General features: G+C 72.9%; 14 protein-coding genes. All 14 read right to left on the reverse strand.

What is annotated here, in order from left to right; all coding sequences use genetic code 11:
- Window positions 1-33: 33 nt before the first annotated feature.
- The 14 genes from POF43_RS01310 to POF43_RS01375 all read right to left on the reverse strand — a co-directional run bounded on the left by POF43_RS01310 (window position 34) and on the right by POF43_RS01375 (window position 13,800).
- A complete protein-coding gene (locus POF43_RS01310; protein WP_271321861.1) occupies window positions 34-1,479 on the reverse strand; it encodes an FAD-dependent oxidoreductase in 1,446 nt (481 codons plus the stop codon).
- Between the two features lie 118 nt (window positions 1,480-1,597).
- A complete protein-coding gene (locus POF43_RS01315) occupies window positions 1,598-2,830 on the reverse strand; it encodes an MFS transporter (protein ID WP_271321860.1) in 1,233 nt (410 codons plus the stop codon).
- 469 nt (window positions 2,831-3,299) lie between these two features.
- Window positions 3,300-3,632 carry a hypothetical protein gene (locus POF43_RS01320; RefSeq protein ID WP_271312803.1) on the reverse strand — a complete coding sequence of 111 codons (333 nt, stop codon included), beginning with the start codon at window positions 3,630-3,632 and terminating at the stop codon, window positions 3,300-3,302.
- Complete coding sequence (locus POF43_RS01325; protein WP_271321859.1) at window positions 3,607-4,428, reverse strand: DODA-type extradiol aromatic ring-opening family dioxygenase; 822 nt, start codon at window positions 4,426-4,428, stop codon at window positions 3,607-3,609. Before POF43_RS01325 ends, POF43_RS01320 begins: the two co-directional genes overlap by 26 nt.
- A 2-nt stretch (window positions 4,429-4,430) precedes the next feature.
- Window positions 4,431-5,483 carry a Gfo/Idh/MocA family protein gene (locus POF43_RS01330; protein WP_271321858.1) on the reverse strand — a complete coding sequence of 351 codons (1,053 nt, stop codon included), beginning with the start codon at window positions 5,481-5,483 and terminating at the stop codon, window positions 4,431-4,433.
- A 35-nt stretch (window positions 5,484-5,518) separates the two neighbouring features.
- Complete coding sequence (locus POF43_RS01335; protein WP_271321857.1) at window positions 5,519-6,289, reverse strand: SDR family NAD(P)-dependent oxidoreductase; 771 nt, start codon at window positions 6,287-6,289, stop codon at window positions 5,519-5,521.
- A 111-nt stretch (window positions 6,290-6,400) separates the two neighbouring features.
- Window positions 6,401-7,459, reverse strand: coding sequence for an HAD-IIIC family phosphatase (locus tag POF43_RS01340; protein WP_271312799.1), 1,059 nt, complete (start codon window positions 7,457-7,459; stop codon window positions 6,401-6,403).
- Window positions 7,456-8,610 (reverse strand): acyl-CoA dehydrogenase family protein, encoded by a 1,155-nt coding sequence (locus tag POF43_RS01345; RefSeq protein WP_271321856.1) that lies wholly within the window; start codon window positions 8,608-8,610, stop codon window positions 7,456-7,458. The genes POF43_RS01340 and POF43_RS01345 overlap by 4 nt, the downstream gene beginning before the upstream one ends.
- On the reverse strand, window positions 8,607-8,867 hold the full coding sequence (locus POF43_RS01350; RefSeq protein WP_271312797.1) for an acyl carrier protein: 261 nt from the start codon (window positions 8,865-8,867) through the stop codon (window positions 8,607-8,609). Before POF43_RS01350 ends, POF43_RS01345 begins: the two co-directional genes overlap by 4 nt.
- Before the next feature lies 1 nt (window position 8,868).
- Window positions 8,869-9,723 (reverse strand): 3-hydroxyacyl-CoA dehydrogenase family protein, encoded by an 855-nt coding sequence (locus tag POF43_RS34745; protein ID WP_271321855.1) that lies wholly within the window; start codon window positions 9,721-9,723, stop codon window positions 8,869-8,871.
- A gap of 66 nt (window positions 9,724-9,789) precedes the next feature.
- On the reverse strand, window positions 9,790-10,758 hold the full coding sequence (locus POF43_RS01360) for a phosphotransferase family protein (RefSeq protein WP_271321854.1): 969 nt from the start codon (window positions 10,756-10,758) through the stop codon (window positions 9,790-9,792).
- Window positions 10,755-12,029, reverse strand: a complete 1,275-nt coding sequence (locus POF43_RS01365; RefSeq protein ID WP_271312794.1) for a hypothetical protein — start codon at window positions 12,027-12,029, stop codon at window positions 10,755-10,757. Before POF43_RS01365 ends, POF43_RS01360 begins: the two co-directional genes overlap by 4 nt.
- Window positions 12,026-12,988 carry a transketolase family protein gene (locus POF43_RS01370; RefSeq protein ID WP_271321853.1) on the reverse strand — a complete coding sequence of 321 codons (963 nt, stop codon included), beginning with the start codon at window positions 12,986-12,988 and terminating at the stop codon, window positions 12,026-12,028. The genes POF43_RS01365 and POF43_RS01370 overlap by 4 nt, the downstream gene beginning before the upstream one ends.
- A complete protein-coding gene (locus POF43_RS01375) occupies window positions 12,985-13,800 on the reverse strand; it encodes a transketolase (RefSeq protein ID WP_271321852.1) in 816 nt (271 codons plus the stop codon). The genes POF43_RS01370 and POF43_RS01375 overlap by 4 nt, the downstream gene beginning before the upstream one ends.
- Window positions 13,801-14,377: the final 577 nt, after the last annotated feature.

Below are 14,377 nucleotides of genomic sequence, written 5' to 3' on the forward strand. Positions count from 1 at the left end.
ACGGTAGGTTCCTCCCTTCGTACGGTGCGGTGCCTAGCGGGCCAGTGCGGCGCGGGCCGCGACGCGTCCGGTGACGGCGCCGTAGGTGACGCCGATGATCTTCGAGGAGGAGTCGCCCACGAAGTACAGGCCGGGGACGCTCGATTCCAGGTCGTCCGACAAGGTGATCGACGGATAGATGCGTTCCACCACGGGGGCGGCGACCTGCGCGTGCCCGGCGATCATGCCGGGGCTGAAGTCGTTGAGCCGCTCGACCATGCCGGCCACGTCGGCCACCCGTTCCGGGCCGAGGACGGCGGCCAGGTCGCCGCGCACGGCGCCGGGCAGGCTCGATCCGATGTCGCGGCCGGGCCGCGCGGACCAGCCGAGGAACTCCGCGACGCTCTGCACCAGCGCCCCGGCGCCGGACGCCTTGTTCACCCGGCGCGCGAAGTCCAGGGCGTACTCGGTCCCGCCGGTGCCGTCCGGCGCGTTCACCGTGGTGACCACGCCGAAGTTGGTGCGCCGGGTGGGCGCGCTCAGGCAGTGCTGGCCGTCGAGGACGACGGTGTCGAGGAACTGGTACTGCATGATGCGCCCGCCGACGCACACGCAGAAGGTGCGCACGGACTCGCCCGCCGCGTTGAAGTAGCTGAGCTTGGGGTTGTGGCAGGACGCGGTGAGCGGGGCGGCCTCCGGCGCGGCCGTCTCCAGGCGCACCCCGACCTCGACGCGGCGCGGCGACTCGTGCTCGACGTGCAGTTCGGCCAGCACCTCGCGGACCCACCCCAGGCCCAGCTTGCCGACCGCCACGATGACCGAGCGGGCGGTGTGGGTGCCGCCCTGCGCGCCCTCGGTGTGCACGGTGAACCGCTCGCCGGACCGGGTGACGCGGGTGACGCGGTGCCGCAGCAGGATGCGCCCGGAGTTGCTGGTGATCTCGTCGCACATCCGGCCGATGACCACCAGCGCCTCGTCGACCGTGATCGACTGCGAGGGAGCGGTGTCCGCCAGGACGAAGCCGTCCGCCTGCCGCTGCTCGGCCGCGCTCTCGTGCGGCTCCTGCACCCGGCTCAACCCCAGCCGGTAGAAGGTGTCGTAGACGTCGCGGGTGCCGTGCTCCGCCCGCTCGAAGCTGCCGAGCGCCCGCTCCAGGCCGCTGTACTTGCGCAGGGCGCCGTTCTCGTCCTTCTCCACCTTCGACCTGGTCAGGCCCTTGATGTAGCCGAGGTTGGTGTCGAAGTGGAAGGCGGCGCCGCCGATGCCGGTCAGACACGTGCAGCGCGCGCACTGCAGGCGGAACTTCTCCGCCTCCCGGATCTGCCGGCCGCGGGCCACCGCCTTCACCCGGGGGCACAGGCTGTCGAACATGCCGTCGCCGGCCTCCACCAGCAGCACGTCGCGCCCGGCGCGGGCGATCTCGTGGGCGGCGAACAGGCCGGACGGTCCGCCGCCGATCACGATGGTCTCCCACTCGCGCGACAAGGTCTCCTCGGTCATCGACTACTCCGATCAGGCCGGTGGGTGTGCTCGGAAGGCGGTTCATGGGCGGGTTCGGGAAAGACCGTCCGCAATGGCCCGGGCCGGGCACCTGATTCCGCACACCCGTCCGGCGCGGTTATACGACCTCCTCCTGCGACTGGTGTTCCATTACCAGTTGGGCGGTGCCCAGTTTCCGCACGCTGGGAGAGGCGATCGTCGTGAGCGTCGCGCAGAGGGTGAATACGGCCAGCAGGAGGAAAACCCCTCCGTAGGACAGGTGGCGGTGCGCCAGGACCACCAGGGCGGAGGCCAGCGGAGTACTCCCGTAATTCACCAGCGTGGGATAGGACGTGACGCGCGAGAGCATATCCACGTCGATGCGCAGCTGAATGTTGGTCTGCCAGACGACCTGGAAGTACTCCGACGCCACCCCCTCCGCGGCGATCGCCACCAGCAGGACCGTGAAGGGCGCGGACAGGCCCATGAGCGCGAGGATCGCGGCCTGGACGGCCAGGCCGGCCTGCGCGGGGTACAGCCGCATGCTCCTGGCCCTCATCGCCATGACCGCGCCGACCACCGACCCCAGCGCCCGGGCGGCCATCAGCAGGCCCAGGCCCGCGGCGCCGTCGAGCCGCTGGGAGGCGACCGCCGGGCCGAGCACCTGGAAGCCCGCCGCGACGCAGACGCTGTAGACGAGCGTCTGCGCCAAGGTGACGGTGAGCCATCTGTGCCCCCAGAACTCCTGCCACCCGTCCCGCAGCGAACCGGCGAGCGAGCTGCAGACGGCCCGGCTCGCGCCGGGTGCCACGACCATCATCAGCAGCGGCGCGCTGGCGGCGTACAGCAGCCCGTTGACCAGCAGCGCGGGCGCCGTGCCCAGGAAGCCGACCATCACACCGCCCGCCGCGGCCCCCACCACCATCAAGGTGGTACGGGTGACCGACAGCAGCGCCTGCGCCTGCCCCACCTCCGCCGGGGCCACGATCTGGGCGACGAACCCGCCACCGGCCGGCAGCGCCACCGCGGTCGCCATGCCCCCGACGGCGGCCGCCACCGCGAGCGTCGTCACCGTGGCGGTACCGGTCAGCAGCAGCACCATCATGGCGATCTGGGAGAGCCCGGAGATGACGTTGGCGCCCGCCAGCATCGACATCCGCCCGTACCGGTCGCCCAGCACACCGCCGATCAGGACGAAGACCATGATCGGTAACTGCGAGGCCGTCACCACCGTGGCCACCGCGCCGACGGAGTGGTCGACCCGCAGTACCGCGAACGCCATCACCGTGGGGCCGATCGCGAGGGTCAGCGCGGTGATGCAGCGGGCGAGCAGATAGAGGCGGAAATTGCGATTGCGCCGGACCAGGTTCACCGGCGAACCCCTCGGGCCCCCTGGCGAGAAGAATTCTCACGGAATCCACCGCCGTTCGAGGCGGGGGCGGAATCCACCGGCGGGGATTGCGGCCGGACACAGGAGTCGCCGCGCGGGCCGGCGTCTCCGTTTTCGAACAACATTACCAGTACCACCTGTTTGTCCGCCTTGCGGCGGAACACATCGACATGAGGCGGGCCCGCCCAGGCGGTTCACGGTTGTCGCCGCTCCCACGCCTGTCGGCCTCAGCCCTTCCGACGACAGAGGGTACCGGCCCGCAACGGCCGCCCGTCCGGTGAACCGCGGGAATCCGGCTGCCGCCGCACCGCGGTCGCCCCCGGAATCAAATCCGCGCGCGGGCCCCGCCGGTGCCGCCGGGAATTCCCCGAATTCCGCGGAACGCCCGCCCGAATACGACCGGCCCGGCGGCGTACGTCGCGGTGCCGCCGCTGTGCGGTCCGGATGCCGGTCAGCCATTCCCGCTCTCCTCGTGCCGCGGAGCCCGGACCGCGCCGGCCATCCGGTGCCCGTACGTCTCGGCGTCCAGGCCGAACAGGCCGAAGGTGGCCAACCGCACGAGCAGCACGGGGTGCGCGCCGTTCGCGTAGAGCGCCGCGACGTCGCCGGCCAGCAGCTGCGCGCGCTCGGTGCCGGTCAGCGGCAGGGTGCGCAGCTCCGCCTCCGCGTCCCGGGCCAGCCGCGCGCGGAACTCGGTGTCCCGGCCCACCCGGTGGCAGATCTCGTTGATCCGGTGGGTGCGCAACAGCCCCGCCACCTCACCGGGTCCAGGCCGCGAAAGCATGGGCCTCTCCTTCACGGTGGTCGAGACGGGCCAGGGTGAGGCCGTCGACGGCTCCGGCAGTGGCGATCCAGCTGAGCAGTTCACCGGCGACCGTTCCGGCGTCCGCGAGCAGCGGCGGGGTGGCCTCGCGCACCAGCGACTCCAGGTCGCCGGCGCGCAGCAACTGCACCACCCGGGCCGCCCAGTCCGCCCGGGGCACGGCGTAACCGGCCCCCGGGGGCACCCGCGGACCGCCGACCTCCAGGGAGAAACTGCCGCTGGCCACGACGGCGACCCGCACGTCCGCCGCCCAGTCCGCCACCGCCTCCGCCACGACGCGGCCCAGGGCGAGGCAGCGGCGCGCCGAGGGGAACGGGGCCACCATGCCGTTGATGTGCAGCGGGACGACGGGCAGGCGGTGCCGCGGGTCCAGGAAGTGCAGCGGGACCGCCAGCCCGTGGTCCGCGCCGGCCCGCATCACCAGCGACGGGTCGAACTCCCGCCGCACCGCGTGCTCGTAGAGGCGGACCGACAGGCCGGTGTGCACGGCGACGTCCGTCTGCGGCACCCGCGGCACCTCGTCGACCGGGCAGCGCACGGTCTCGGCGGCGACCACGGCGAACGTCGGCCAGTTGTCCAGGAAGAAGGCGTTGATGTGGTCGCAGTGGAAGACGCACAGCACGTCCGGGCGGGCGGCCGCCAGCAGGTCGGCCACCGCCGAGTAGCGGGCCCGCAGGTCCGCCCCCGCCGGCTCCGCGGCCAGTCGCGGGAAGACAGGGGTGTGCGGCACCCCCACCGCGGCGACGATCCGCCCCATGGTCAGGCCCCGCCGGCAGCCGGGACCCGGGGCAGTCCCGCGGCGTCGTACAGCCCGGTGATCAGCCGCACCATCGCGAGCCCCGACCGCGCGTCCGCGGCCATCTGCTTGCCGGAGGCGATGGCCGCCGTGAAGTCCGCGGCCTGCCGGCGGTGCGAGATGCCGTAGTAGTCGGTGCCCGGCGGCGCCTCCTCGGCGGCCGGGTCCAGCGCGGCCGCGCGGCGCTCCAGCTCCGGGTTGCCCCAGGCGCGGTGCAGCTTGCCCGGGTGGTCCAGGTCGAGCTCCACCGTGCCCGCGGTGCCGACGAACTCCAGCCGGGTGCGCCAGGTGACCGTGCTGCCCACGGTGACGGCGAAGGACACCGGGACCGGCCCGGCGGCGAGCAGGGCGCACAGGGTGTCCTCGGTCCGCATGGTGCCGAAGAGTTCACCGGCCCTGGCCATCGCGGACACCACGGTCAGCTCACCGCAGACGGCACGGGTGACGTCGAGGCAGTGGTAGCCCTGGTTGATCAGCGCGGAGCCGCCCTCGCCCTCCCAGGTGCCGCGCCAGTAGCTGTCCTTGTAGTACGACTCGTCGCGGCTGGCCTCCAGGACGGACCGTACGTACAGCAGCCGGCCGAGCAGCCCGGCGCTGAGCCAGTCGGACAGGCCGACGACCAGCGGGTCGTAGCGGTGCTGCGAGACCACCGACAGCACGCGGCCGCACTCCTCGGCGATCCGCAGCAGGCGCTCGCCCTCTTCGACGGACAGCGCGAGGGGCTTCTCCACCAGGACGTGCTTGCCGGCCCGCAGCGCCCGCTCCACCAGGCCGGCGTGCTGGGCGTGGTCGACCACGATGCTGACGCTGACGACGTCCGGATCGGCCAGCACGTCGTCGATCGTGCCGGTGACCCGGGGTATGCCGTACTCGCTGGCGAACGCGGCGGCCGTGGCGGGGTCGCGGTCGCACGCCCAGGCGACCGTCCACCCGTCGAGGGCACGGAAGGCGTCGACGTGGTTGGGGGCGACCCGGCCGCAGCCGACGACGGCGTGGGCGGAGGGGGGACGGGGCATCAGCTCTCCTTCGGATGTGGCACGTCGTACGGGGATCAGACGTAGCCGTTGACGAGCCAGCCGCCGTCGACCGTGAGGGTGTGGCCGTGGATGTAGTCGGCGGCGTCGGAGCACAGGAACAGCACCGGCTGGGCGATGTCGTCGGGGACACCGCGGCGTCCCGCGGGGATGCGGCCGACGATCTCGTCCTCGGCCAGCCGCCCGGCCGCGATCGCCGGGTGCGGCGTCTCGATCTGGATCATGCCGGGCGCCACCGCGTTGACGTTGACCCCGTGGCGGGCCCACTCCACCGCCCACGCCTTGGTGAGCTGGAGGACCCCGCCCTTGCTGGCGGCGTACGCGGCGCGGCCGGGGAAGGCGGTGAAGGACAGCAGGGAGGCGAAGTTGACGACCTTCCCGCCGCCCCGCTCGATCATGGCCGGGACCACGCGCTGGGTCACCAGGAACGTGCCCATCACGTTGGTCTCCAGCAGCCGCCGCGCCCGGTCGGCGGAGAAGTCGGCGGTGGGGCCGAGGTCGAACGCCCCGGCGCAGTTGACCAGCACGTCGACGGGGCCGTTCGCGGCGGACGCCGTCGCGACCAGGCGGTCGACGTCCTCCTCCACCCCGGCGTCGAAGGTGACCGGCAGGCAGGTGCCTCCATCAGCGGTGATCTCGGCGGCCACCGCCTCGGTCTGCGCGGTGGTGCGGCTGGCCACCGTGAGCGTCGCGCCCTCGGCCGCGAACGCCTTGGCCACCACGCGTCCGATGCCGCGTCCGCCACCGGTCACCAGTACATGGCGGCCCTTGAACCGTTGTGCGTTCACCGTCCCACCTCCAGGTCGCTCGGATCTCGTCGTGCCGGGAAAGCCGTGCCGGCGCGGCGGTGCGCGCGGGGCAGCGGCAGCCGCGGGCCGGTGCCGGTCGGGCGCGGCGGGTCACCGTACGCGGTCATCGGCGACCAGGGTCAGGAAGGCGGGCCGGGTGCGGGGCGCGTCGGGTTTGAGGAACAGCCGCATGACCGGCCCGTCGTGCTGTTCGTCGCCGAAGCCGGCCAGCCGGTAGACCATGTACATGGGCCGGTTGACGTCGGTGCGCCGGAAGTCCGCGCTGAGCCGCAGCCCGCGCCGGTCGGCCTGTTCTGCCAGGTACGCCAGCACCGCTCCGCCGACGTTGCGGCCCATCACCCGGCAGGACATCAGGAACAGCCGGATGCGCAGTTCGCCGGCCTCCTCGGCGGCCAGGACCAGCCCGGTGGTGCCGTAGTCGCCGAAGGTGTCGCGCAAGGAGACCACCAGCAGGGTGTTCTCCGGGCGGGTCATCAGCCGCAGCAGCTGCTCGCGCGAGAAGGTCAGCCCGGTGGTGTTCAACTGGTTGGTGCGCACGGTCAGTTCGGAGGCGCGGTCCAGGTCGTCCGCGGTGGCGGCCCGGATGGACAGCCGCATGTCCAACGAGCGCAGGAACTCGTTGCGCGGACCGGCGAACTGCTCCTCGTACGCCTTGCGCCGGCCGTCCTCCTGGTAGCGGACCCGGCGGCGGGCGGCGTCCGCGGTCGGCGCCGCGGTGGGCAGGCCCGGGTGGGCGAGCAGGGTGTCGATGTCGGCGGAGTCCACGCAGCGCACCGGGAGTTCGGAGGCGACCTCGGCGCGCTCGAACGGCGAGTCGTCCACGAACAGCAGGGTGTCGGCGCCGATGTTGAGGTCCTCGGCGATCCGGCGCAGCAGGACCGACTTGGCGTCCCAGGACGCCTTGGGGAACAGGAAGTAGTCGCTGAGGCCGAGTTCGTCGAGCTTCGCGCGGACCGCGTCGGGCTGGTTCTTGCTGGCGATCGACTGGAGCACGCCCAGCGCGTCGAGCCGGCGCACCGCGTCCGCGGCGCCGGGGCGCAGCACCACCTTGCCGTCCTCCGCCAGCACCCCGTCCCACAAGGTGTTGTCCAGGTCCCACACCACGCACTTGACCAGGGGCAGGGCCGCGGATGGCTCGCTCGCCGTCACTGAACGCCTCCTCGGGAGGTCGCCCGCCAGCGGGCGATCGTCTGGTCGGCCAGCAGGTCCTGGACGAGCTGGGTGTTGCCCTCGATGATCTCCATCACGCGGGCGTCGGCGAGCCGGCGCTGCACGGGGCTGTCCTCCACCAGGCCCTGGGCGCCGTGGATCTGGGCGCAGACCCCGGCCGCCAGGGTCGCCGCCCGGCTGGCCGCCAGCTTGGCGGCCAGCACCTCGTCCATCAGCCACTGCGAGGCGGTGTCGGAGGCGGTGGCGGCCTGCCGGGCGAGCAACCGGGCGGAGCGCACGGCGAGTTCGGTGTCGCTGACCAGTCCGCGCACGAGCTGGAAGTCCTTCAGGGGCTGACCGAACCGGCTCTGCGTGGTGATCCGCTCCAACGTGGCGCGGTGGCAGGACTCGGCGAGGCCGACGGCGCCGAAGGCGACCCACAGCCGGCCGTAGGTCAGGGCCCGGCCACCGATCTGGGTGAGCGCGAACCCCGGGCGGCCGACGAGGCGTTCACCGGGGACGGTGCAGCCGTCGAGTTCGAGCACCGCCAGCCGGGCGGCCCGCAGTCCGGCGGTCCGCGCTTCCGGCGACACGGTGACACCGCGGTCGTCGCGCCGCACGAGGAAGGCGGCGTCCCCAGCCGCTGTCCTGGCGAACACCAGGAAGGCGTCGGCGAGTTGGCCGAAGCTGATCCAGCGCTTGACGCCGGTCAGCCGCCAGCCGCCGTCGACCTGCTCGGCGGTGCTGGCCAGTTGCCGCACATCGCTGCCGGCGTCGGCCTCGCTCAGCGCGAAGGCGGCGACCGCGTGACCGCCGGCGAACCGCGGCAGCAGGGCGCGCAGCGGCGCCGAACCCCACCGGGCCAGGGCCTGGGTGACCATGCCGTGCACGGTCAGCAGGCTCTGCGCGGACGGCGACAGCGCGCCGAGCACCCGGTTGGCCTCGCCGTAGTCGCGGTGACTCCAGCCGGTGCCGCCCGACGCGGTCGGTACCAGGGCGCCGAGCAGGCCGGCGCCGGCCAGCAGCGGCACGATCTCCCGCGACACCGCGCCGGCCCGCTCCCAGTCCTCGGCCAGCGGCGCGAGCTTGTCGGCGGCCAGCGCCTCGAACGCGGCCAGGTGCTCCGGTTCCCCCGTGGCGGGGCCGCTCATGCGCGGCCCCGCTTTCGCTCGACGAAGGCGACGACGCGGTTGACCGAGTCGAAGTTGGCGATCTCCAGGTCCTCGTCGTCGACGGTGACACCGAACCGGTTCTGGATGAAGTCGATGAGCTGGACGGCGACCAGGGAGTCGAGCAGGCCGCCGCTGATCAGGTCGACGTCCTCCATGCCGTCCATGTCGTCGAGGAACCGGCCCAGATAGGCCTTGACCGCGTCCCGCACCTGATCGGCTGAAACCTCGACGGCCATCTCAGTGCTCTCCCTCGGCTGTGTAGACGTAGAAACCCTGGCCGGTCTTGCAACCCAGCCGGCCGGCGTCGATCATGCGCAGCAGCACGGGCGCCGGGGTGAAGCGCGCCGGGCCGTAGTAGCGTGCGAGCACTTCCAGCGTCCGCACGATGGTGTCGATGCCGATGAGGTCGGCGGTGCGCAGCGGTCCCGACTTGTGGCCGAGGCAGCCGCGGAAGAGCCGGTCGGCCTCGGCGGGCGTCGCGACGCCGGACGCACACAGGTCGGCGGCCTCGTTGATGAACATCATCAGGCAGCGGTTGATGACGAACCCGGCCATGTCGGCGACCACGACGCTGGCCTTGCCCATCCGCTCCAGCAGCGCCTGGAGCGTCTTGACCGCGTCGTCGTCGGCGTACTCGGGCCGGATCACCTCGACGGTGTCGATGAGGGAGACCGGGTTCATGAAGTGGGCGCCGACCATCCTGCCGGGGTGCCCGGTGGCCAGCGCGAGGCGGGTGACCGGCACGGCCGAGGTGTTCACCGCCACGACGCACTCGGGCGAGATGACGGCGTCCAGCGCCCGGTGGACCTCCTCCTTGAGCGTGATGTCCTCGGTGACGTTCTCGATCACCAGGTCGCAGCCGGCCAGGTCGGCGAGCGTGCCGGTGAAGGTGACCGGCGCCTGCTGCCCGGGGCCCTTGCGCAGCCGGGCGAGACGTTCGCCGGTGGCCATCGAGCGCCGCGCGGTCGCCAGCGCCTCCGGCGAGGCGTCCTGCAGGACGACCTCGATCCCGCTGCGGGCGACCGCCTGGGCGACGCTGCTGCCGATGACTCCGGCGCCGACCACCCCGACGCGGTTGACGTACCCGTTCACTTCGGCCCCTCTTCCTTGTCGGCGTGGGTTGCGCGCCGGCGCCCCGGGCGGCGGCGCGGCGACGGATCAGTCATCGAGGGCTCCGATCCAGTCCGGCTCCGCACGCAGGAAGTACTCGGTCAGCGGCCGGTAGAACAGGTGGTCCGCCGGCCTGCCCTGCTTCTCGATCCGGCGGTGCAGCCACAGGCAGCACACCGGCACCAGGCGGGCCAGCGCGGCGGCGGACTGCCCGGTGGCGCCGGCGTAGCGGCGCAGCGCGGCCCGCATCGCGGTGCGGAACGGTCCGTCGAGCCCGAACATCTGCTCGCCCAGCCAGCCGAAACCGCGCTGCTGGTAGTCGGGAAACACCACCAGCGCGCTGGTCAGCACGGTGTTGAGCAGGTCGATCGTGGTGATGCCGCTGTCGTGGTAGTCCTCCCAGTCGATCAGCGCCAACCGCCCGTCCGAGGCGTCCCAGCGGATGTTCCACGGCCCCAGGTCGCCGTGGCTCGGTCCGATCCAGGTGTGGCTCAGCGCGTCGAGGGCCGCCGGGCCGGCCTGTTCCAGCAGGTCGCCGAGGTAGGCCCGGGCGATGGGCGTCGCGTCGCCGGGGCCGGCCGCCGGGTCGCCGGTGTGCAGCGGGAGCATCAGGTCCACGGCCTGCTCCAGCAGGACCCGGGCCCGGTCCGTGCCGCCCTCGCCGAAGGCGTGCGGGAAGTCGCGGTCGGGGACCCAGTCCATGACGAAGCCGCGGTCGAACTCGCACGCCACCCCGGGCCGGGCCACCCCGGCGGGAGCGGGCGCGCGCAGGATGCCGCGCTCCTTGACGACCATGGTGTCCAGCGGGTCCAGCGGGATCTTGGCCACGTAGACCGGCCGGTCCCGCGCACCGCCCGACACGAACAGCCGGCGGCGCTGCTTGCGGGCGCTGTTGGGCACCCAGGAGCGGAAGCGGACCTCGTCCTCGGGGATGCCGTCGAGCACGCACAGCCGGCCGAGGGTGTCCTGGACCCGGTCCATCAGCTGCGGGGGGACCGGTGGGGCCTGGGAGGTCATCGCCGCCCTCCCGTCGCGATGGCGCCCTGCGCTCCCGCCGGCGTGCCGAACAGCGACTCGGTGATCTGCGAGATGGGGTTGGCCGCCAGCCGGGCGCGTAACTCGGCCACGCCGTCCGCCCGTTGCCGCTCGTCGAACCCGACCAGCTGCTCGATGCGGCTGTTGAGCATGTGGCGGAACCGCTTGTACAGCTCCTCCTCCTCCAAGATCCGCTCCGCCAGCGCCACGATGGCCGCGGTGCCGGTGAAGTCGTCCTGGGGGACCGGGTGTTCGGGTGCGACGTCGGTCAGGCGGACCCCGCAGGAGTGGAACAGCGTGCCGTCCAGGCTCCGCAGGTTGAACACGTGCCCGTAGTGCTGCTCGGGCAGGGCCATGGGCAGCCGGCCGATGCTGATGGCCTCGTGGATGCTGGTCAGCCCGGGGGTGAGCATGTAGTGGGGCACGGTGCCGACCTGCTGGAGCAGTTCGTTGTGCGGCAGCATGCGGAACGAGGCGTGCCGGCCGCGGACTTCCACCTGGTGCTCGCGGCCCTCGCTGAACGCGCCGCCGCAGACCGTGAGCCGGTCGAAGCGCTCCCAGTCCTTGAGCAGGTCGGGGATCCAGCGGTCGAAGAGCTTGAGGTAGGCGTTGTTGACGTCGTAGTCGAGCAGGAAGTTCTTGAACCCGCCGATGTTGATCAGCAGGTCGCAGTCGGCCTCGGCCTGCGGGGAGATGCCGTCCAGCACCTGGGTGTCGATGATGGAGCCGGTCAGGTGCATGGGGCCCGCGCCCAGTTCCCGGAACCGGGCCATCCGCTCCGGCACCCCGCGCAGGTTCTGCACGATGCTGTGGTCGCACAGCAGGTGGGCGGCGAGGATCTGCTCGTGCGGCCGCAGCGGCGCCAGGCGCTCCAGGACCGCCTCGGCCCGGCCGCGCGGCATGTCCCGGCACAGTTCGGCCAGCCGGTCGAGCTCCACCTCGTGCTGCCAGAAGCTGAAGAGGCTGTCCACCATGACGACGGGCCGGCCGGCCGCGTAGGCCCGGCAGACCAGTTCGGCGTCCATCACCGACACCACGCAGTCGCTCTGCTCGATCAACTCGTCGAGCAGCCCGGCCCGTTCCGCCCCGGTGTCGTGGAGCCGGTCGAACATGGCCGCGTTGCGCCGGGCGTAGACGACGGCCACGGTGTCCCCGCAGAAGACGCGTTCGTGCTGCGGGATCAGCCGGGAGATCGCCGCCAGCTTGGCCACCGGTCCGAAGCCGCAGCTCTGCGCGCCCATGAGGATCCTCATCGCGCTTCACTCCTTCGTCCCAGGGACGCCAGCAGGCAGGCGGCGACCGCCTCCGCCGTGATCCCGAAGTGGTCGAGCAGTTCGGCGCGGTCGCCCAGCGGCGGATAGGAGTCGTCGACGGCGTGCGGCAGGAAGGCGCCCTGCCACCGCCCCACCAGCGCCCGTGCGGTGTGCTGGGTGATCCCCGTGCTGTCGAGGTGCTCCTCCACCACCGCGACCGCCCGCAGCCCGGTGGCGAGTTCGCGGACCCGTTCGGCCGGGAAGGGCTTGACGACGGGCAGCGCCAGCACGCCCAGCCGGACACCGTGGCCGGCGAGCAGCCCGGCGGCGTCCAGGGCCACCGGCACCCCGACGCCGGTGGCCACCGCCAGCGCCTCGCCGGGTTCGGCCAGCAGCAGGCCGTCCGCCCGGAACTCCCGGTCGGCCGGATGCACCACCCGGTCCTCCCGCGCGCCCAGCCGCACGTACGCCGGGCCGGGCCAGGCGAGTGCCTCGCGCACCGCCCAGGCGGCGTCGACCACGTCGGTGGGGCAGAACACCCGGGTGTTGGGCAGGCCGCTGAAGAAGCCCAGGTCCTCCGGTACGTGGTGGGTGGGGCCGAGCGTGCCGTAGCTGACGCCGCCGCCCACCCCCAGGAAGGTGACGTTCAGACCGGGGTTGCACACGTCGTTGCGGATCTGCTCCGCGGCCCGCCGCACCAGGAAGGGAGCCATGGTGCCGACCACGACGGGCCGCCCGGAGCGGGCCAGCCCGGACGCGACGCCCACCAGGTTCGCCTCCGCGATCCCGACGTCGATGTAGCGCCGCGGATGGCGGTCGCGCACCTGCGTGGCCAGTCCGTACCCGTCGGCCCCCAGCACCACCAGCGCCGGGTCGGCGTCCGCCGCCTCGCCGAGCACCTGGGCGACGGCGGGCCGCATCGGGGCGTACGCGGGACGCCGCGCGGCCGGGGCGGTCACCGGGCCACCGCCGGGCGCGGGTCCAGCGCGGCGACGGCCTCACGGTGCTGCCGCTCGGTCAGTTGCAGGTGGTGGAAGCGCGGTTCGCCCTCCATGTAGGGCACCCCCCGCCCCTTGACGGTGTGGGCGACGAGCACGGTCGGCCGGTCCGTCGGGGCGGACGGCCGCGTCAGGGTGTCGACGAGCAGCCCGCAGTCGTGCCCGTCGACCTCCGCCACCCGCCAGCCGAAGGACTCCCACTTCGCCGCCAGCGGCTCCAGGGCGAGCACCTGCTCGGTGGGGCCCTCCTGCTGGAGGGTGTTGCGGTCGACGACGGCGACGAGATTGCCCAGCCGGCGGTGGGCGGCGAACATCGCGGCCTCCCACACCGAGCCCTCGTTCAGCTCACCGTCGCCGAGGACCACCGCGGTCCGCCGGTCGCTGCCGTCCAGCCGGGCGGCCTCCGCCAGTCCGGCGCCGATGGACAGGCCGTGCCCGAGCGCCCCGGTCGCCGCCTCCACCCCGGGGGTGCCGTCCAGCGGGTGCCCGGCGCGCGGGTCGTCGAGTCCCGGCATGCCGAGTTCGGCGAGCACGCAGTACAGCGCCCAGACCGAATGCCCCTTGCTCAGGACGAGGCGGTGGCGGTCGGGGTCGGCGGACCGGGCCGGGGTGAACCCGAAGGCACGGTGCACGGCGACCAGGATGTCGACGACGCTGAGCGATGCCCCCAGGTGCACCGGGCGGGAGACGGCCAGGTCCAGCAGGCGTCTGCGGGCACGAGCGGCAAGGGCCGCCGGCGCGTCCGAAAGCTCATCAGATGCGTTGGCAAACAAGGCTGACCTTTCGTGGACGGATGCCTGACGGCACCGCAGGCAAGGCCGAAGGAAGGTCCGTATGCGCGCTCTCACCGTGACCGGACTTCCCGGGTCCGACGCGTGGCTCGACGACCCCACGCCGAGATCCGTCCGATTCCGATGGGCATCGGCGAAGGAATGGGGCTGCAAGAAACAAGGAAGAGGGAAATGCGGCTGATATGTGGGGGCTGAACCGTCGGCGAACTCTTTAGCGGTATTCGCGGGAGCGCTTTTCGCGAGTGCGGGCGTACCGGTGGGGAGAATTGCGGCCGTACGTTTCGCAAAGCTATCCGGACATCTGGCGGCGCGCAAGACCCGTGCATGATCCGGCCGCCGGACCCCGCCCGGCCGGAGCGGACCGCCCGATCCGCGGCAGGCGGTGTCCGGTTGCGGATGCGACCGGTCCGCAGGGACGTGGCGGCGGGCGGGGCCTCGTCCGGGCGTGTCCGACGCAGGCGGACAGGGCGCGGGCGCACGGTATATGGCCAGCTCAGCGCGGTCCGCCGACCGCGGGTGGCCGCCGCCGGTGCGGCGGCCGACGCGGGGCGGTCCCGGG

It is taken from the genome of Streptantibioticus silvisoli (assembly GCF_027947535.2).
Taxonomy (GTDB): Bacteria; Actinomycetota; Actinomycetes; order Streptomycetales; family Streptomycetaceae; genus Streptantibioticus_C; species Streptantibioticus_C silvisoli.